At 42.1% G+C, this 19,533-nt stretch carries 20 protein-coding genes, 1 riboswitch and 2 other annotated features (1 of these 23 cut by a window edge); of the genes, 7 read left to right on the plus strand and 13 right to left on the minus strand.

Going from position 1 to position 19,533, the window contains the following annotated elements; genetic code table 11:
- Window positions 1–26, minus strand: a sequence feature (ribosomal protein L20 leader region) (it extends 93 nt beyond the left edge of the window).
- Between the two features lie 49 nt (window positions 27–75).
- Window positions 76–1,989, minus strand: coding sequence for a threonine--tRNA ligase (gene thrS / locus DW091_RS08460; RefSeq protein ID WP_074616847.1), 1,914 nt, complete (start codon window positions 1,987–1,989; stop codon window positions 76–78).
- Window positions 1,990–2,083: 94 nt separating this feature from the next.
- Window positions 2,084–2,290 (minus strand) — a binding site (T-box leader).
- A gap of 167 nt (window positions 2,291–2,457) precedes the next feature.
- On the opposite strand from thrS, the gene DW091_RS08465 reads away from it, so the two are divergent.
- The 3 genes from DW091_RS08465 to thiW all read left to right on the plus strand — a co-directional run bounded on the left by DW091_RS08465 (window position 2,458) and on the right by thiW (window position 6,006).
- Window positions 2,458–3,354, plus strand: a complete 897-nt coding sequence (locus tag DW091_RS08465; protein ID WP_118517932.1) for a DUF445 family protein — start codon at window positions 2,458–2,460, stop codon at window positions 3,352–3,354.
- A 177-nt stretch (window positions 3,355–3,531) separates the two neighbouring features.
- Window positions 3,532–5,298, plus strand: a complete 1,767-nt coding sequence (locus DW091_RS08470) for an FUSC family protein (RefSeq protein ID WP_147365282.1) — start codon at window positions 3,532–3,534, stop codon at window positions 5,296–5,298.
- A 30-nt stretch (window positions 5,299–5,328) separates the two neighbouring features.
- Window positions 5,329–5,436, plus strand: a riboswitch (TPP riboswitch).
- A 51-nt stretch (window positions 5,437–5,487) separates the two neighbouring features.
- Window positions 5,488–6,006 (plus strand): energy coupling factor transporter S component ThiW, encoded by a 519-nt coding sequence (thiW, locus tag DW091_RS08475; RefSeq protein ID WP_118517934.1) that lies wholly within the window; start codon window positions 5,488–5,490, stop codon window positions 6,004–6,006.
- A 35-nt stretch (window positions 6,007–6,041) separates the two neighbouring features.
- Here thiW and DW091_RS08480 read toward each other — a convergent pair whose 3' ends face one another.
- A complete protein-coding gene (locus tag DW091_RS08480) occupies window positions 6,042–6,629 on the minus strand; it encodes a hypothetical protein (RefSeq protein WP_118517935.1) in 588 nt (195 codons plus the stop codon).
- Window positions 6,630–6,672: 43 nt separating this feature from the next.
- Here DW091_RS08480 and DW091_RS08485 point away from each other — a divergent pair, with 43 nt between their 5' ends.
- Window positions 6,673–7,479 carry a hypothetical protein gene (locus DW091_RS08485; RefSeq protein WP_118517936.1) on the plus strand — a complete coding sequence of 269 codons (807 nt, stop codon included), beginning with the start codon at window positions 6,673–6,675 and terminating at the stop codon, window positions 7,477–7,479.
- Window positions 7,480–7,608: 129 nt separating this feature from the next.
- Here the strand turns inward: DW091_RS08485 and DW091_RS08490 are convergent, their stop codons facing one another.
- The 6 genes from DW091_RS08490 to DW091_RS08515 form a co-directional block, all read right to left on the minus strand.
- Window positions 7,609–8,172: a DUF3795 domain-containing protein gene (locus DW091_RS08490; RefSeq protein WP_058694578.1), complete on the minus strand. Its 564-nt coding sequence runs from the start codon at window positions 8,170–8,172 to the stop codon at window positions 7,609–7,611.
- Between the two features lie 36 nt (window positions 8,173–8,208).
- A complete protein-coding gene (locus DW091_RS08495) occupies window positions 8,209–8,694 on the minus strand; it encodes a GNAT family N-acetyltransferase (RefSeq protein ID WP_118517937.1) in 486 nt (161 codons plus the stop codon).
- Between the two features lie 94 nt (window positions 8,695–8,788).
- Window positions 8,789–9,832, minus strand: coding sequence for a sulfite reductase subunit C (asrC, locus tag DW091_RS08500; protein ID WP_058694576.1), 1,044 nt, complete (start codon window positions 9,830–9,832; stop codon window positions 8,789–8,791).
- 18 nt (window positions 9,833–9,850) lie between these two features.
- Entirely contained in the window at window positions 9,851–10,642 is a 792-nt protein-coding gene (gene asrB / locus DW091_RS08505) for an anaerobic sulfite reductase subunit AsrB (protein WP_096919850.1), read from the minus strand.
- Window position 10,643: 1 nt separating this feature from the next.
- On the minus strand, window positions 10,644–11,690 hold the full coding sequence (gene asrA / locus DW091_RS08510; protein ID WP_058694574.1) for an anaerobic sulfite reductase subunit AsrA: 1,047 nt from the start codon (window positions 11,688–11,690) through the stop codon (window positions 10,644–10,646).
- A 36-nt stretch (window positions 11,691–11,726) separates the two neighbouring features.
- The gene (locus DW091_RS08515) at window positions 11,727–12,761 is read right to left on the minus strand and encodes a YeiH family protein (protein ID WP_058694573.1); all 1,035 of its coding nucleotides are present in this window, start codon (window positions 12,759–12,761) and stop codon (window positions 11,727–11,729) included.
- 140 nt (window positions 12,762–12,901) lie between these two features.
- Here DW091_RS08515 and DW091_RS08520 point away from each other — a divergent pair, with 140 nt between their 5' ends.
- Together DW091_RS08520 and DW091_RS08525 are read left to right on the plus strand one after the other, a co-directional pair.
- Entirely contained in the window at window positions 12,902–13,813 is a 912-nt protein-coding gene (locus DW091_RS08520) for a LysR family transcriptional regulator (protein ID WP_074616838.1), read from the plus strand.
- An 80-nt stretch (window positions 13,814–13,893) separates the two neighbouring features.
- Window positions 13,894–14,094: a hypothetical protein gene (locus tag DW091_RS08525; RefSeq protein ID WP_058694571.1), complete on the plus strand. Its 201-nt coding sequence runs from the start codon at window positions 13,894–13,896 to the stop codon at window positions 14,092–14,094.
- Between the two features lie 86 nt (window positions 14,095–14,180).
- Here the strand turns inward: DW091_RS08525 and DW091_RS08530 are convergent, their stop codons facing one another.
- The 5 genes from DW091_RS08530 to DW091_RS08550 form a co-directional block, all read right to left on the minus strand.
- A complete protein-coding gene (locus DW091_RS08530) occupies window positions 14,181–15,506 on the minus strand; it encodes an HAD hydrolase family protein (RefSeq protein ID WP_118517938.1) in 1,326 nt (441 codons plus the stop codon).
- A 114-nt stretch (window positions 15,507–15,620) separates the two neighbouring features.
- Window positions 15,621–16,247, minus strand: coding sequence for a hypothetical protein (locus DW091_RS08535; protein WP_058694569.1), 627 nt, complete (start codon window positions 16,245–16,247; stop codon window positions 15,621–15,623).
- On the minus strand, window positions 16,244–16,759 hold the full coding sequence (locus DW091_RS08540) for a flavodoxin family protein (RefSeq protein WP_058694568.1): 516 nt from the start codon (window positions 16,757–16,759) through the stop codon (window positions 16,244–16,246). Before DW091_RS08540 ends, DW091_RS08535 begins: the two co-directional genes overlap by 4 nt.
- Before the next feature lie 76 nt (window positions 16,760–16,835).
- Window positions 16,836–17,369: a flavodoxin domain-containing protein gene (locus tag DW091_RS08545; RefSeq protein WP_118517939.1), complete on the minus strand. Its 534-nt coding sequence runs from the start codon at window positions 17,367–17,369 to the stop codon at window positions 16,836–16,838.
- Window positions 17,366–17,845 (minus strand): MarR family transcriptional regulator, encoded by a 480-nt coding sequence (locus DW091_RS08550; protein ID WP_058694566.1) that lies wholly within the window; start codon window positions 17,843–17,845, stop codon window positions 17,366–17,368. Before DW091_RS08550 ends, DW091_RS08545 begins: the two co-directional genes overlap by 4 nt.
- A 165-nt stretch (window positions 17,846–18,010) precedes the next feature.
- Between DW091_RS08550 and DW091_RS08555 the strand changes: the two genes are divergently transcribed.
- Window positions 18,011–19,522: a DUF6056 family protein gene (locus DW091_RS08555; RefSeq protein WP_118517940.1), complete on the plus strand. Its 1,512-nt coding sequence runs from the start codon at window positions 18,011–18,013 to the stop codon at window positions 19,520–19,522.
- Window positions 19,523–19,533: the final 11 nt, after the last annotated feature.

Consider the following 19,533-nt stretch of genomic DNA (forward strand, 5'->3'; position numbering starts at 1 on the left):
AGAAGTGGACACCTCTGCTTTGTTTGCTTAATTAGTATATAGCAACTATAAATAATTGTCAAGCTCTTTTTAAAATTAATCCAGAACCAAAGATTTTTTTGCGATGTTCTGAGCAAGACGATACTTGAACTCGTCAATTTTTAAAGTTTCCTGTTCACCGGTATCACGGTTACGGATACTCAGACGTCCAGATTCAACTTCCTTATCACCAATGACCAGCATATACGGAATCTTCTGCATCTGTGCTTCACGAATACGGTAACCAATCTTTTCATCCCTGAAGTCAATTTCTACGCGAATGCCTGCTTCTTCGAGTTTTGAAGCTACTTCTTTTGTGAAAGCGTCATGAGCATCGGATACTGGAATCAATTGTACCTGTACCGGAGCCAGCCAAAGCGGAAATTTTCCGGCAAAGTGTTCGATTAAAATACCGAGGAAACGTTCAATACTGCCAAAAATGGTACGGTGCAGGATAACTGGGCGATGCTTTTCTCCATCGCTGCCAACATAGGTTAAATCGAAACGTTCCGGCATCTGCATATCTAACTGAATCGTACCGCACTGCCATGTACGGCCAATGCTGTCTTCCAGATGGAAGTCAATCTTAGGACCATAGAATGCGCCGTCTCCCGGGTTCAGCTGATAATCCATCCCTTTGGCCTCCAATGCTTCGCGCAGCGCATCCGTTGCAACTTCCCAGTCTTCATCATTACCAATGGCTTTCTCAGGTTTAGTAGAGAGCTCAACCTTATATTTAAAGCCAAAAATATCATAGATTTCATTAGCCAGGTCGATGATTCCAATGACTTCATCCTTTACCTGATCCATTGTCAAGAAAATGTGCGCGTCATCCTGAGTAAAGGTACGGACACGCATGAGGCCGTGGAGCGCACCGTGAAGTTCATGGCGGTGTACCTGTCCCAGCTCACCCATACGCAGTGGCAGCTCACGGTAGCTGTGCTGTCTCGTTTTGTAGACAAGCATGCCGCCCGGGCAGTTCATTGGCTTGACAGCAAACTCCTGTCCATCTATTTCAGTAAAATACATATTTTCCTTATAGTTGTCCCAGTGGCCTGAACGTCTCCACAGATCAGCGTTCAGCATAATCGGCGTCTTGATTTCCTTATAGCCTTTTTTCGCGTGCTCACTACGCCAGAAATTTTCAAGCTCATTTCGCAGAACCATTCCCTTAGGATGGAAAAACGGGAAGCCTGGTCCCTCTTCATGCATTGAGAAAAGGTCTAACTCCTTGCCCAGCTTACGGTGGTCACGTTTTTTAGCTTCTTCCAAGCGCTGTAAATACGCATCAAGCTCCGACTTTTTAGGGAAGGCAATCCCATAGACGCGCTGGAGCATCTTGTTATTGGCGTCGCCATGCCAGTAAGCGCCAGCAAGACTTAAAAGCTTAAAAGCCTTGATCTGAGATGCGTTTCGTATGTGTGGGCCAGCGCACAGGTCAGCCCATTCACCCTGTCCATAAAATGAAATAACCGCGTCCTCTGGGAGATTGTTAATCAGCTCGGTTTTATAGGTCTCACCCTCTGCCTCTGCCCATTTCAACGCATCCTCTCTGGATTTGGTGTAATACTCAATTTCGGGCGCTTCCTTAACAATTTTTTTCATTTCCTTTTCGATCTTTTCAAGGTCTTCAGGTGTCAAGGTATGCTCTAAGTCAATGTCATAGTAAAAACCATTGTCAATGGCTGGACCAATGGTTAACTGTGCTTCAGGCCATATCCGTTTGATTGCCTGAGCCATGAGATGGGATGCGGAATGCCAGAAAGCGTGCTTTCCGCCTTCAGAATCAAAGGTCAATAAATTTAATGTGCTGTCTTCCGTTATGGGCTTGCGGATATCTACCAGCTCACCATTTAATTCACCGGCCATTGTGTTGCGCGCCAGACCCTCACTGATATCCTTCGCCACATCATAAACAGTGATTCCAGGTTCATACTGTTTAACAGAACCGTCTTTTAAAGTTATGTTCATAAGATTACCTCCATAAAATTGATAAGTTTAGATTGATCAAATAAATATTTTTCTAAAATGGAACGAAATATCAAAAACGTCCCATTGTCATAGACAATGGGACGTTCGTCACGCGGTTCCACCCAAATTGGCATACATAGTATACCCACTCTGATGCTGATAACGGACAGCGCTCCGGTACTGCATTTGACAGCCAACTCGTGGGACGGTCTTCAGTTAAGGATTGGCTGCGGCAATCTCAGCACTATGCCTGCTCTCTGTAACCTTCGATTAACTTACTCTTCCCAGTCATCATCTTTATATGTTCAATTTATACACAGTATACCCCTAAACGCCGGAAGATTCAATACCTTTTTGAAATATTTATGTAAATTTAAATGATTTTAAGTTAAACTTGAGGATGGACATTTATAAGCGCCATCGTTATAATACTATAATAACCAATCATTCTATAAAGGAGCGATCATTTTGGATCTACACTTTTTAATCGGCCCTTTGGTCGGCGCCGTTATTGGCCTTATCACTAACGGGATTGCCATACGCATGTTATTCCGGCCACTGAAGCCTGTCAAAATTTTAGGTTGGACTCTTCCCTTCACGCCAGGGATCATTCCAAAAGAAAAAACGCGAATCGCAAAATCTGTGGGGGGCGTCATTGGCTCTACACTTGTAAATGAAGAGGTTCTGAGCCGCGGACTCCTGTCACCGGAAATGGATGCTAAAATCAATGGCTACATCGATTATAAAATTGAAGCCTACAAAGACAGCCCAATGACCATTCGCGAAATTATTATCCACTATACCGATGAAGAAAAAACAGAAGCGTTGGCGAATACAACCACTGAAAAAGCAACCGCGCTGCTTTTTCGTAAGGTATGCCAGATGGATGTCGGCGATATGATTGCCGATGCTGCGATGGATGAAATCAAAAATAATTCGTTATTTTCAGCTTTTTCTTTTATGGTCAGCGATAACACCATGATCGGCATCCGTGAAAAACTCAGAGATACTGTCAACAACATGATTTTTGAGCGCGGCGAGGAGATGATTGGCAATCTGGTAGACCGCGAGAGTCATGAAATATTGGATTACAGCATGGCTGAACTCTATGAGCGTTTTGGCTCAAGTGTGCCAAAGGTAAAGGAGAGTCTGCTTAAGGCCTATCACAATCTGGTCGAAAATAATTTATCCAAGGCTCTCACTGCTTTGGATATTCCCCAGTTAGTAGAAGATCAAATCAATGGATTTGACGTACTGGAAATGGAAAAAATTATTTTAAGCATCATGAAAAAAGAATTGAATGCCATCATATGGCTTGGTGGTCTGCTGGGTATGATTATGGGATTCATAATGAATTTCTTTTAAAGCAAAAAAACGGTTCTGGAAAAATGACAGAATCGTTTTTTTATTGCTTTATTTTTTTCCAAAGGGGTATTCTAAAAAGAAAAACCTTAAGGAGTGATTTCAATTCTAAAAGCCATCAAAAATTTCTTTAAAGCCTTACCCAAAACATTACCAGCCATTGTCTTCGGTTTATTTCTTATGGGAACTGTTACTCTGCTCTTTGGAAGAAACAACGCAGTTATCGCACTTGTTTTTCTTTTATACACCCAGACGATGGTTAAAAACCGTCTGTCCGTTGTCAATATGCTGCTCGATTCCATCTGGTTGGTTGGCTATGCTATTTTAGGAACTTTGGTCTCCATGCACTTTGTTACATTGATTACTATAGGATTTTTCCTGATTTTTTTTCTGATCTATGCCGATGCCAATGAGTTTTTGAAAACAAACTACTACATCCCCGGTATGGCGTTTATCCTTGTACAAATCAGCCCTAGAACACTGGCCGATCTTCCGATCCGTATTTTAGCACTCCTTTACTGCCTGGCGATCTGTATAACAATGAGTCTGATTCTGCAAAAACATCCCTCAAAACCCGCCTTTAATCCAATTGTAAAAGAAGCGCTCAACTGCGCTGGCGCAGGGTTTAAAATGCTGGGACAAAAAAGAAAATCTAAAGATGAAGCCGTTGATAAAAAGCTTGATGCCCTATCGCTGGAGCTTAGCAGCGATATTTATCCAGCTGTTTTCAGACAAATGGGCCTGATGAACGGCAGTCAAAAATATACCTATGGTTTGATGCTCTGCCTTGAACAGCTCGGGCAAGTACTACAATCCATCGGCACTTCTGAAAAAGCGCTTTCAGCCATTGATGAGATTCAGTTTTCTGTTTTAGGCGCACGGCTGGAAGCTGCGGAAGAGCCCAAAGCATTGGCGGCCGATTTACAGGCATTTTTAAAAAAGCCTTCGCTGACCCATAGCCGGCTGAATCAAGAGCTTCTGCTGATTCTGGAATCTCTCAGGGAACGGCTTCTGGATGATTGTCACAGCAGCGATCTGAACACTTCTATTAAACAAGGGCTTAGGTATAAATCCCTTACACTTCGCCGCCGGTTCAGCCTTGATTTTTTTCAGATGCGTTTCGCACTCCAGACAGCTGTTATTGTAACAGTTTGTACCGTCACAGCACACTATATTCCCCATTGGTTTAGTATTCCTCTCAATGAATGGCACGGCTACTGGATACCGCTTATGGGATATTTATCTTCCAGCATTTATATTCGTGACACACTAAAAAAAGCTGCCTATAAGGTGATCGGTACAATTCTGGGAATGATATTTTTCGTTCTTGTCACACAATATATTCCCGCCTCAATACGCCTGCTGCTTACCGTTGCAGTCGGTCTGGTCTTTATGCTAACCATAAAAAGTTCAATTGTCAGCACCATAATCAGCACACAAATGACCGCCGTTATGTTTTTACCCGAACTGGGCGTCATGGATCTGGTATTATTCCGGGTATTCTGTGTTATCGGCGGTGTGTCCATCGCTGTACTTGGCGGAATTTTCATATTCAGAACACGCAAGCAGGATGTTTTCCGCTATGAACTCACCAGCCTTTTTAAATCGGATTTGTTTATTCTGTATAATCTGTGGAATCTTGCTGAAAAACGGGAGACTGGACCCTTACTTTATGAAAACCTGTTAAACCTCCATCTGGTCAGCAAGCAGCTGGAAAGCCTGGCAGAAGAGCAAAAGCTTATACCAAATGAAGCCTTTGAAAAAATAATGGATAGGAACCGGCATTTTCTAGCAGTAGCCGTTCATTTGAGCATGTACTTAAGCTTAAAAGGTGTTTCGCCAGAGCAATGGCAACACATAAAAACTGAAATTCACAAAGTCGGAGAGATGCTTAAAAAAGATTTTGAAATCTCAAAAAATGTACCAGAAGAAGCCAGCCAGACTTGAATATCATTTCAAAAACAGCTATAATAAAAACAGAATCATATGGGGAGCTTGCTGCAGCAGGCTGAGAGGAGGCTTTGTCGCTTCGACTCACAACCTGATTTGGATAATGCCAACGTAGGGACAGCATAATATTTTATGGGGTACGCAGCGTAGGCGTATCCCATTTTTATTTTTCTGGAGGCTTCTGGCATGGAAAAAAATCATACACGAAAATTAACAATGGCCGGTATTCTTATTGCCACAGGGGTGGTCTGTTCGCCCTTCAGCATTCCTTTGGGATCGGCCCGCTGTTTTCCAGTTCAACATATGGTTAATATTCTCTCAGCCGTTTTTCTCGGCCCTTTTTATGGCTTTTCTATGGCTTTTATCACCAGTCTTATACGGCTAATGCTTGGAACCGGCAGCCTTCTGGCCTTTCCTGGAAGCATGTGCGGCGCTCTTCTCTGCGGATTGGTTTTTCGTTATACTCAAAAGCTGTCATTCACTTATCTTGGTGAGCTTTTTGGTACCAGTATCCTTGGCGCTCTTGCGGCTTACCCAATTGCGACCATGGTCATGGGCAAAGAGGCTGCTCTGTTTGCCTACGTGATACCTTTTTTCATCAGCTGTATCGGCGGTGTGGTCCTGGGAGCTGTTCTGGTAGCAGCCATTCAGAAAACTGGCGTCATGAACTACGTTATAAATGATAAATCCAGGCATCATTTATAAATCTTTAATGAAGCTGTGGAGAATCAGAATAGCTTTCAGATAGTTTTCCCCTGCTGAATAATTTGACATAGATTTTGTATTCGAGTGAATTCATTCACTTTCAGAACAACCCAGTCTGTTTTGATTGTCAAGAAAATCAGTATTTTTCGAATAAAGATAACAAAATGTTGTATGTAAGCTTCAATATTCTTTTCAGGAATCTCATCATGAAAGGTATGCAGCATACCAAAAACGATAAATCTCGCAGTCGTCTGTAGATTTTCGCAATGAAATGTACCCTCACGAATCCCCTCTTCCATAATCGGAATCAGATTTTCCACCATTTTAGCCGCCACCTTATCAATTCGGCTGGCTCTTATTTCACTGTTTTCATGATAATTGCTCTCAAACTCCTTATGCTTCAGAGTATAGTCAAAAAGATACTGTATAAAATAATTAAGCTTATCAATCGCGGGCATACCAGGCTCATTGAAAATCTGGGTCTTACGGAGCGATTCAGTCGCGTAGAACTCACAGGCGGCTTCAAAAATTTCTGTATTGTCTACTTTGCCCTCTTTGTCAAGATTTTTGGGAACAGATTTTTTCTTTGGAAATAGAATAAATAAATATTGCTTTCTGCTCATTTGTGATATAATGCTACCATTAAAGCCCCAAAAGGAGTACCTAGTGAAAAAGGACAAGACATCAAAAGAAAAATCGGTTAAAAATATTCGGGAAAATAAAGGAAAGTTTCTGCTGTACCTGCTCTTGAGAGCCATGGTCATTGTTGTAATGATTGCTCAGATTGTAAATGAAAACTGGGATAATGTGTTTTTATGTGTGTTTACACTGATTTTATTTATGATTCCTTCCTTTATCGATAAAGAACTGCATATCAAAATGCCTACTACTCTCGAGGTTATTATTCTTCTTTTTATCTTTTCGGCTGAAATTCTTGGCGAAATCCAGGAATACTACCTCATTTTTGACCATTGGGACGCAATGTTGCACACCATTAACGGTTTTCTGATGGCGGCAATTGGTTTTTCACTCATTGATATTCTTAACGAAAATGAGAATTTCAGTCTCAGCCTTTCCCCGGTTTTTGTGGCAGTCTTTGCTTTCTGTTTTTCAATGACGATCGGCGTTCTCTGGGAATTTTTTGAATTTGCAGCAGATTGGTTTTTTCATACCGATATGCAGAAAGATACCATTATCCACAGCATCAGTTCGGTGATTTTTAATCCTGAAGGCAAAAATGTTGCGGTGACCATCCCAATCGAAAGTATGATTGTCAACGGACAAACGTGGAATTATGGCGGCTATATCGACATTGGTTTAATTGACACCATGTCTGATCTCTTTGTTAACTTTATCGGCGCGGTCGTTTTTTCAATCTTTGGTTTGTTCTATATTAAAGGCCGTGGTAAAGGAACCTTTGTGAAACGTTTTATGCCAATACTTAAAAAGTATAACAAAAAAAGTCCTGAATAGGACTTTTTATCATAATTTTATAGTTACGACTCTTAACATCTGTTTCTTCAGCAAAATTCAGGCAGGCTGTGGGTTTGTAAAGCTTCATTTCTATCTCATTACGCCTTTAAGCCCTTTTTAAATTCAGGCCTATTTTTCCTTTTTCGCTTTCTTTTTCTTCAGCTTCAATGATATTTCTTTTTCTTCCGCCATGGTTTGAAACAGATAGACAACCTGTTTAGCACTCTCTTTCAGAGGTGTCTCAGGAGCAATTGCTTCCTTTATCTGCGTCATCACTCTGTTTACATCCTCAAGCTCTAAGAGATTCACAGCTGTGCAGTAAAATGTTTTCCGTCTTCCATCATTATAGTTCTTTAAAAGATAACGAAGTATCTCAATTTTCTCATTCAGCATTATTTTGTAGTTTTCCAGGCCATCACGCTCAGCTTTTTGAAAGTCCTTCAACACGTGGCGGTATGAAATAAAGCTGTCATATGGACTAACGGTCTCGTAGCGCTCACAGGGATAATCCCGGCATTGAAAGCAAAACTCAATATTGTCATGTTCTTGTCCGCATTTCTTGATTGTGCAGGAACGATGGCCCTTTCCTCCGCAGCCGGGACAGCCGGATTCTCTCATATGATACATGGGGCACAGGCCACAGTTAAGACCACACATAGAAAACTGCGGATATGCTCGCTCATTTTTCTCCATTTAGCTTTTCTCCTTTAAATTTTCTGTCATCTTTACCTATATTCCGGCGCCGTTTATATTTTCAGCCTTTTCGGTGCCAGCCCGATAGATTCTGGAGGCTTCTCCCCAGGGATGATAACCAGTGCCGATATACTCGTAATTATAATGTTCATAAAGGCCGACGTGGTCTGTACAAATGTAGACATAAGAATATCCAGCCTTCCCAGCGTCCTCACGCGCCCGTTCGAGAAGACGAGACGCATAGGCGTGCCCTCTGTATTCCTCTTCAACGTAAACAGCGCATATCCAGGGCCAAAGATCCATACGGCTCACAAAATCGTTGGTAATCAGGCCAGCGCCGCCGATAATCCTATCACTTTCGAGCAAAAGATACCAACGAGGCAGTGGTGATTCTGTGGTAAGCCCATGAACAATACAGTCCTCATAAATCATTTTATTACTATCTGTTGCCCACCGGCTTTGGAAAAAATCGATGGCGGCTTGTGTATAAACGGGTTCTTCCCTTAACGATATGACTCTCATGCTTCTACCTCCTGTTTATCGATTACCCTTATCTTAACACAGAAAGAGACGCGGAACAAATCACCCGCGCCTCTTATATTGAGAGATCATATTCTTATTTGGATTCCTGTGGCCCCGCATGTTTGTGCTGTGATAAGGGCATGACATGTATATTGCTTCTCTGTTCATTTTCTGCCCAGTAGATATCATCCGCAACTTTTGCCTCGGGATTAAAGTTGACCCCTTCAAAAATATGTTTGATAAATTCTTTATATCCGACGCGGTCAATGAGATGACCGCCATGGAGATACTCAGGTTTATAATCCAAGGCCCAGGCTGAAAATTTCTGCCAGTTTGCAAACATTCCCAAAACTACTTCTTCTGTCACCCAGTTCATAAAAAGCTTTCCTGAGCGCGGGCTCTGTTTTCCAGTACGCCCCCCAAGGGTCACACGATATAATTTCTTTGGATCTCTTGTCCACGCTCCAGTAGGACAGATTAAGGTACACTCACCACAGCCTACACAGCAGCAGGCGTCTTTATCAATCTTCCCGTCTTTATTGAGTGTAAGCACCCCGGTAGCATGGCTCTGGCAGGCATCCACACAGGAACCACAGCCAATACAGCGGTCATAGTCATAAACCTGCTTATTTACGCCCATAATACCAAAATCATTAAAATTAGCCTTTACACAGTCATTAGGACACCCGGCAACAGCAACTTTAATGTGATAGTGTGAAGGGAAGACTAATTTTTCGATTTTTTTTGCGAGCTCATAGGTGTTGGCATTTCCCTTAATACAGTGTGTATTTCCAATACACGCCATAACATTACGGGCTCCAATGGTGGGATAGCCATAATCGTCTGCCTCCATCCCGCAATCGCAGATTTTTACATCAACCTCTTCAATATAAGTCTTGATATAACGATTTACCTCAGGGATATTTTCATATTTGACACCTGGAATATCCAGTGTCTGCCTGGTTCCCATATGAAAGGAGCCATTGCCCCAGCGCTCACAGATTTCGGCCACAGCCTTCAGATGCTTGGCCTCGATCACTGCGCCAGGCACACGCATCTGCAGCATAAATTCGCCGGGCACTTTAGACTGTCTGAAACAGTTTGTCCGTACTTTTTTAACATCGATATCATGATTCATCTTTTGCCGCTCCTTTCACTAATCTACCAGGTACTTGGCCTGTGTATAATTGAACACCGGACCATCTAAACAGACATAAACCTCATCAATTCGGCAGTGTCCGCACTTCCCTACCGCGCAGGACATGCGGCGTTCAAAAGAAAGCCAGATTTTTTCATCCGGCACGCCGTTTTTGCTGCACTCAATGCCTGTAAATTTCATCATTGGCGGTGGTCCTACGAGTACAACCTCATAATTATCGCCAAACTCTGAAAACGGAACTTGTGAAACGAATTCTGTCACAAAGCCTTTATGCCAGCCCTCAATTTTTTCATTGTCAAGGGTATAGAGGGTGGAAAAGGATTGCCGCCAGTTTTCAAGCTCCTGACGAAAAACAATTCCCGCTTCATTTTTAAACCCGCAAATCAGATTAACACTCTCAACATAATCTGGATTTTCGGTAAAAAAATGCAGCATACTGCGGACTGGCGCCAGGCCAGTGCCGCCGGTAATAATGACCATATGCTTTCCCTTAAATTGGTCGACCGGCCAGCCATTACCGTAAGCGCCGCGCAGGAATAGCTCATCGCCTGGCTGCTTTTCAAAAATCTCATCCGTAACTTTTCCAACAGAGCGGATTGTAAAATCCAGCCATCCATCCCCAAAGGAGCTCACCGAAATGGGCGCCTCGCCAATCTTAGGGAGTGAAAGCTGAAAAAACTGGCCATGCCTGGGGCGTATATCCGTTTTCACCTTAAAAGTATACTCGTGCTGGCTCTCTTTTTTGATGTCCATAATTTTACAGGCCTGTGGTTGCATAATATTTGCCATTTTAACGTACCTCCTGTGCTTTTATTTCATCTTGTATCTCATCAATAGCTCGGGTCATCTTATTGACTGTAGCGACGATTGAAATAAATTCAGGACATCGGCTGATACAGCGCCCACAGCCTACACACATATGGTAATCTTTGAACCGCGCTTTATAATCATGAAATTTATGAAGTACCTTATAGCGCATACGATCACCTGCAGTTGGCCTGAAAGACATACCTCCAGCCATATCGGTAAAGCCGCCTATCTGACAGGATGCAGAAGTACGTTTTCTTTCACCGACGTTTGTATTTTCATTGTAGATGACATCAGTTGTTGTAAAGCAGGTACAGGTACTGCACGCGATTGTGCAGGCACCACAGGAGACGCAGCGCTTGTCAAATTCTTTCCACATGGGGTGAACCTTTAGTTTAGCCAAAACATTCCGGTCATTGATTTCTGGAACCTCCAGTGTCAGATCGTTTTTTTTAATAAATTCAGGCTTAAAATCACAGGATGTGCATCTCTCAAAATAAGGAATCAGCTCAGCGTCTTTGACTTCAAGGCTCAGGATATCCTTCCCCGCGCGAACAGCCGCAGCGTAATCATCTGTTTTGTTCGTCCCCATGCTTACACAGAAACAGGTATCCCATCCCTCTTTGCATTCCATCAGAACAATTTTCACTCTCTCACTCATACGTTTATAGTAGCTGTCCTCAAACCCGCCATTTTGAAGATAAATTTTTTCCTGATGATACTTGGCATGAACATCGCAGGGACGCATGAAAATCAGCAGTTTTTTTGAAGTTCCCCGGCTTTCCATAAACGCATCTTCTGTAAAGTAGAACAACGATTCTGAGATAGGCGTTAACACCTCCTTAGCAGGAAAATCAGATTTTTCATTAAATTCAATTTCTTCAATACGGCCAACCTTATCGTAACGGATGATATCAGTATCAGAATATCGTCCTTTTCCGGTAAAACGTTTTGGCGCCCATATTTCATACTCTTTTTGTAGTGTATCAAAAATACTGTTCGCCTCAGAAAAACTCAATGTATAACTCACTTTGAAAACCTCCTTGATTCAAAGAAACTTAACCTTTTACCATATTCCCAGAAAATGCTGCATCATCAGGCTGACAAGGGTAATGCCGATCCAGCAGCAAAGCCCCAGAAAAATTGGTTTTGCCCCTGTTTTTACCAGTTTAATGATATTTGTGTTCAGTCCGATGGCTGCCATGGCGAGAACAATAAAAAACTTGCTTAATTCCTTGAGCGGTGTAAAAAACTCTATGGGAACACCGAAGAAGGAGGTCATTACAGTTGTAATGACCGAGGCCAGTATGAAGAACAGAATGAAAAACGGGAAGACTTGTTTAAAGCTTACCTTACCGCCCTCGGCTTCCTCCTCCTTCCGTGTTCTCCAGAATGCCAGCACCAGTGTAATAGGGATAATAGCCAGCGTTCTTGTCAGTTTGACTGTAACGGCTTTGTCCAGTGTCGCAGTGCCCAAATGATACATGCTATCCCACGTCGCAGCCGCAGCAGTAACGGACGAGGTGTCATTAATGGCTGTACCGGCAAACACACCAAAGGCTCCGCCGTCAGTGGTTGAAAAGCCAAGCATAGTGCCAAAGGCTGGAAATAGAACTGCAGCCAGCACATTAAACAGGAAAATAACCGAAATGGCCTGTGCTACTTCCTCATCACTGGCTTCAATCACCGGCGCGGTCGCCGCAATGGCTGACCCGCCACAGATTGAAGAGCCCACCCCTACCAGCGTCGAAATGTTTCCTGGGATCTTCAACACTTTGTGTAGAACAAATGCGAGGATCAGAGAGGTTGAGATTGTCGCAATGATAATCGGCAGCGACTGCCGTCCAGTTTCAAGAACAACAGAAAGATTTAAGCCAAAACCAAGCAGGATAACCGCATATTGCAAAATCTTTTTTGAAACAAAAGTGATGCCGTTCTGCAGAGGCTCTTTATTTTTTAATAAAAGCGTGATCACCATTCCTGCCAGAATAGCAATGACGGGGCCGCCTATAACAGGAAGAGCCTGTCCTGCAAACCATGCGGGTATGGCGATAACAAGGCAGAGTAAAATACCTTTCCAGCTTCTTGAGATAAAATTCATATGTCTTTTCCTCTTTCGTAAAATATGTTTCATGCTATGATAGAAGGATATCACTTTTTATCAATAATGAAAAATTATTTATCTTTATACTGCCATAAAAATATGTTATAGTTAAACAAAAATATAAGAAAGAGGCCAAAATGTTAGATTTTAGAATCAATACTTTTTTAACGGTTTGTCAATACATGAATTATACACGTGCGGCAGAAGCACTTAATATAACACAGCCTGCTGTTTCGCAGCACATTCATTTTATAGAGCAAGATTATGGCGTCCGTCTTTTTGAATTTCATGGCAAAAAAATGGAACTGACTCCTGAAGGTACTGCCTTGCTCCACGCTGCTTCTGCCATGAAGCACGATGACTGTATTTTGAGAGAGCATCTAAAAAGTAGCCATCTGCATATTCGTTCTTTAAATTTTGGGGCAACCCTCACCATTGGCGAATTTGTGGTAAGCGGTATTCTATCTCGCTGTTTGGAGCAGTATCCCAAGGCAAAAATTCGCGTTTCAGTTGATAATACCCAGTCATTGCTCAGGCAACTGGATAACAACGATCTTGATTTTGCCCTGATCGAAGGCTATTTTCCAAAAGAGAATTACGACTACGCTGTCTACTCGACCGAACGTTTTATTGCCGTCCAAAGCGCTGATGCCGAGACTTTACCTGTCCCCTGCCCTATTGAGGTTTTATTTTCTAAGCCGCTGTTGATTCGAGAGCCTGGCTCTGGCAGTCGCAATATCCTTGAACAGTACCTGAAACTGAATAATTATGCCATTACTGATTTTTCGAAAATTATTGAGGTTAATAATGTCAACGCTTTAAAAGAAATGGCTGAAAAAAACTGCGGTGTTACCTTTTTATACGAGGTGGCTGCCGGCCGGGAGCTGGCTGGTGAAACGTTAAGGGAAATACCTATTCAGGGATTTGATATCACCCATGATTTTGCATTCATCTGGAAAAAGGGCAGTATTTTCTCTAAAAACTACCGTGCGCTGTCTGCTTTTATGTCTGGCAAAAATGAACGAGTGGTTTTGGGAACAGAACTTTGAGTCTGTTGTTTTCTCTGTTTAAAGGGTAAATATAAGGGTGTAAGCTTACATAAACCTATAGAATAAAACGGAGGATTTTTATGAAAATCATTATTCAATGCAGTGTCTGCGGAAACAAGGTAGAAATTGATGAAAAGCCAAACAGCGTGGTGGATTTTAAAAAAGCGCTTGAAGATCACAAATTTTCCATTGACGAAGTAAGTATAGAAAATAATATACTTAAGTCTATGATTATCCAGTGTAAAAACTGCAACAAAGATCATATCGAATTAACCTTTTAACAAAAACACGGCAGCAAGCTGAAAAAAGAGCTTACTGCCGTGTTTTTATTCATTTTAATTCCTCCTGTCTGTATAGCGGAATAGAATTAAACACCCTTTTTGCGGTAAAATATCTTGTCTATCATTTTCACGACCGCGTCGCTGTCATTGTTGCTAATGGTCTGGGTAGCGGCTTCCTTTAACGCGCGCGCTGCATTCTCTACCGCATATGCGCGGTTTGCAAGCTTGAAGGTCGGCACATTCAGGTTTGAGCTGCCAAAGGCAACAATCTGATCTACAGATAAATCCTTTTTCATTTTTAAAATAGCATTTTCCCTTGTGGCGTCAGCGCTGTAAATATCCATAACTGTGTAACCCTCTGCGTCGTGGCTGGGTGTGTTTATAATCTCGATGCGCTTACCGATGTCCAGGGCTTCGATTTTTTTCCGAATCCGATTGTTCACAGATTCCTCATTGACCGAAGTAATGTTAACCGCCTGCTGATCTTCTGGCAAACCGCCGAAGACATAATTTTTGTGGCTTGTGCGGCGCAGCCGATGATAAAAACGCTCCTCAGCTGTGTTTTTGAAATCGCCATAGTAAATATGCATTGTCTCGTTAATGATAGCGTGCACAAAACAGTTTTGTCTCTCCTCTTCAAAAACGCTTTCAATCGCATCGCTGACCTCACGATCCATCGGCAGCGAAAAGGAGTAAGAACGATCCTGAACATCATAGAACACAGCACCATTCATTGCGATAACCGGCAGGTTCAAGTTCAGATTTTCAAGAATCGGCACAAGTGTGGCTGGTGTGCGGTCTGTAACAATCGTAAACCACTCGCCGTCATCAATCATTCGGTTTATATGGAATTCTGCATATGAGCTTATTTTTCCATCGGAATGCAGCAGAGTGTTGTCGAGCTCCGAAACAAAAAGAACGCTTCGGTTACGGTGTACCGGCAGATGAAAAGCATTAACCACCAGGGCAACCAATATGCCGATCAGTGTATCAAACATGCGATAGGAGGCAATGATGTAGGGGGCAGTGTCTGGTGTTGCAGCAATGGTCGTCCCAAGAAACACAATACAGGTAAATGCAGAAGCTGACGAATGATTGATGACCAGCGTTACATAGATCAACGGAATCATACAGAGCGAAACAATGCCAAACTGTATTGTGGGCCATGGTATATAGCTACGCATAAACATGAGCACAAGCATCCCCGCAAGACCACCGATCAGCGTTCCGACAATTCGGTTAATGGCGATCTCTTTGGTGTTTGACAAGTATGGCTGCATGCAAAGCACAGCCGTGATGGTAGAATATATCGGCACACTTTCAGGCCTTATAAAGGTAATAAGCAGGCAGATAAAAACCGCTACCGCAGTCTTTACCATTCGCATTCCTACCTTTGGAAATTTATACTTCATTTGTTGGCTCCCTTAACAATGATGAGAACAGCATACGGCATTTTGAAAGTCCTGTCAAGTCTATGACAAAACTAAAAAGAGCACCGGTGAAAAACACCGGTACCATCTAATATTTTACTTTTTATAAAGCTCTTTTTTCTTCAATCCATTTTTTTTAGCCTCTGTGATCCACTGATGGTTTGCAACAGTCATATATATTTTTCTCGGAATTTTCGGGGTAATCAGCAAATCATTTTCCAGCACCTGCCCATTTTTGATGGCCTCTGAAAGGTGAACCAGCCCATCATAGACCGGACGCTTAGCAGAAAATTTCCATGAAACATTGGCCATTCCATGAAGAAAAGGGCCTCCGCCAATACCCAGACCGCCACCCCAGGTCAGACCTGCCCTGCGGCAAAAATGTGATAAAATCTCGAGCGCATAACGGTTCTGATGTCCTTCCAGAAACCCAGCATTCACTAACCCATATATGCGGATATTGGCCGGAGAACCCTTAAGCCTTTCTTCAAAATGCATTAAAAAGTGCAAAAAGCTTGCTGGCAGACTATCCACATACAGAGGAAAAGCAAAGACCAGCACATCACTGCTACAAAGATCATTAAAAAAATCATCATCCCAAAAAGACATGGATAAAATCTCCGGCTCGGATTCTGTTTTGACAAGCGGAAGCAACTCATTAAGAATATAGTTCGAAAAGCTGCCGCGCTTTTTAGGACTGGCGTTAATCAGTGTTATTTTCATTTTAGAGCCTCCAGTACATTTTTAACTTCCTCAGGTTTTTTTACTATAATAACACGATAACCCTCCACATTAAGGTTTAAAGCATTAGCAGCAACCAAATGCTTAAATGTTTTGGTTTCTTCTTCGGTAATGTCTTCCCCATAACCGATTACTGTCATTTTAAGCCGATTGGGGTAGCGGTCTGCATGATGCATTTCATTTTTGCGAACCGTAAAAAAGGGCAGAAGATAACCAATATTTCTGTCCATTACATTTTTAACAAAAGCGCTGTATCCGCCGTATTGAACCTTTGAAATGACGATCAGCTCGTCACACTCAGCATATAATTTTCCAAGATCGCCGTATCCATCTTTAAGGACACAGGTTCCCGGTGTCTTTACCCAACATCCAAAACAGCCAATGCAACACTTGACCCGATCACTTTCATTTGTGATTACCTGAATATTTTCAAGAGACGGCGGACAGAGCGCACTAAAAGCTTCCGCCGTTAAATCCTGTATAATGACTTTCATCGTGTTTCCTCTCACATGTTGAATTATGGAAGCATTATAACATATCTTTGATAATACTGTCCCTTAAATTCTGCTTTTAATCTGATATCTGCTCGATATATTCAATGACAGGAGCAAGAGCGCTTTTATCTTTAAAATCAATCATTTTTCCGTAGCTTTCAAAAAAATCTGCATTTTCCTTGAAAGAATCAGGCTTTGATTTTAACATCTTCATCATCATCGCCATCATGGCGCGATGTGGCAGTGAAAGTTTTTTGTAATTTATGGCACCGCGTAAATGAAAGAATTTAAAGCGTTTCCTTTCCTCATCTGTAAAATTGCTTTTCAATATTTCGCTATAATCGGTTTTCTGTGGATCGGCCAGCCCCACAGTAAAAATAATAATCTTTTTATACTGAAATGACCCGCATTTTTTCTTAAACATCTTAATTCCTTTAATACCGCTGGCATAAATACCGCCGCCATAAACCAAAATATCACTCTCATTTAACACATCTAGCTTTATCTTCTTTAGGGAAAATGCCTGGACACAAAGTTCCTGCGCCAGCCACTTTGCGTATATCTCTGTGCTCCCATATTCAGATGCATAAATCACTGCTTTTTTACTCATTTTATCTTTCGTTCCTCTCTGATCGTTTCTGCTTTTTCCATTAATTGGGCCAGTACACGATCAAATATTAAAAGCTCCTCATCCGACAAAGCGCCGAGAAATACTTCGACAAAGGTGTTGTTCTCATCGCCCATTTCTGCTTCATAGGTCTCAATTCTTGCTTTGTCTGGTACGACCCGCAGTGTCCTTTTGTCTTTTTCATCTTTCACAAGAGTGAGAAAACCTTTTTCTTGAAGCTTTAAGGCAATAGCCTTGGCGTTCTGGTGCGAGGTATCCATTTCAGCGGCCAATTCGGACAAAGCTGGTGGCTCATTGAAAAAGGTAATGAGATGAATCAGCAGATACCACTGCTTTGTAGTCAGCTCGCCAAGGAAATCGGGGCTATTTCCCATAACCTCCAGTCTGGTTACCAGCGAAAAAAGATTTCCAAAAACTCGAAAACGGGGATCCATTGTTTCCACTTTTCCACGATACATTTTTGTTTCCTTATTTTATATATTTTTAAACATAGGTAGTATATTACCTTTTGAGGTTTATGTCAAGCATTGTAGAAAAACTTAAGCTTAAAATGTTTTAAGATTAAGTTTTTTTCATTTTTTAAGTGCTATCATATGAAAAATAATTAATAATCGGAGAATGCTATGAACAAATATGATTTACTGACACCTGTCTCTAAAAAAAACTATAAGAATTTGCTAACCATCTTCGTTTTTTTAATCACCCTTATCCCTGTTTTTTCTATCTCAATTTATGATCAGCCATCTGCAGATGATTATGTCTACGGGCTGCTGACGCGGCAAACCTGGGACAGCACCGGCTCTTTTTTTCAAACTCTGCTCACTGCATGGAATCAAATGGTGCATTCTTATATGACTTGGGACGGCAATTTCTTCGCAACTTTTCTGGGGGCTCTTCAGCCATCTGTTTTTGGATTATACCACTGGGTCCCGGTCGTTATGGTATTATCTGTAATCTTCAGCACTTTTTTTCTTTTAAAAATCTTGCTGGAAAATTATCTAAATGCGGATCGTGATACAACGCTTTTCATTGGCTGTACGCTTTTAATATTAGAGTTTCAATTTTTGCCTTCAGCCGTTCAGGGAATATACTGGTTTGACGGTGCTATTTCCTACACCTTTATTTACGCCATGTCCCTGATACTTTTTGGTCTGCTGCTTATCTACTATCAAAAAAGACCTGTACGGCATAAATATCTGGCCCTCGCCGGTGCGTGCATCCTCGGTTTTTTTATTTCCGGAGGCAACTTTGTGTCTTCCCTGGTAAACCTGATACTTCTGGCTATAATGGCTGCAATACTCTGGTACCGCAAAAGCACACATTGCTTTGGCACCGTTATGGTTTTTGTTTTTTCAACTGCTGGCATATTGATTTCCGCTTTTGCTCCCGGCAACGGCGTACGTCAAGCTGATACACTTAAGACCCTTGTGTCACAGCCATCTCCAATTTCTGCTGTTTTACAGTCCTTTCAATGTGCTGGACATTATTTTCTGCAGTGGATGTCCCTACCGGTTGCGGCAGGCATTTTTTTCCTCTCCGTCCTTCTGGTAAAACTGGCGCGCAAAAGCCGTTTTTCTTTTCGGTACCCCTTAATCGCATTGTCTCTTGCATTCTGTGTCTTTGCAGCCGGATTTACTCCTCCTATTTATGCGTTGGGCGCAGGAAGTCTCGTCTGGGAAACACGGATTATGAATATTTTATATTTCAACTTTTTATGGTTTTGGGGTTTTATACTTTTCTATACTTCAGGGTGGATATTTCATCGCATACAAAAGCATAAAAATATTCAAAACCTGTGGCACAGCCCATTAAAAAAAGCACTGCCACCACCAGATGTTTTTACCAGTGCTGCCCTGGTTCTTATCGTCCTGACCCTCCCCTTGGCAAAAACACCAGTGACAAGCCTCAGCGCTCTGCAGTCGCTCATTGAAGGCTCAGCATCACAATATGCTCTGGAAGCCGACGAACGAAACGAAATCTACCAGAACAAGTCCATTAACCATGCCAACGTTCTTGCCTATACAGTAAAACCTTATGTCCTGTATTACGATGATATCAAGACAGATAGAAATGATTGGCGGAATATAAGTGTCGCCAAATATTACAATAAGGATTCTGTAGCGCTCCGCAATTAAAAAAAGCATCG

This window comes from Eubacterium sp. AM05-23, from assembly GCF_003477535.1.
Lineage (GTDB): Bacteria > Bacillota > Clostridia > Eubacteriales > Eubacteriaceae > Eubacterium > Eubacterium maltosivorans.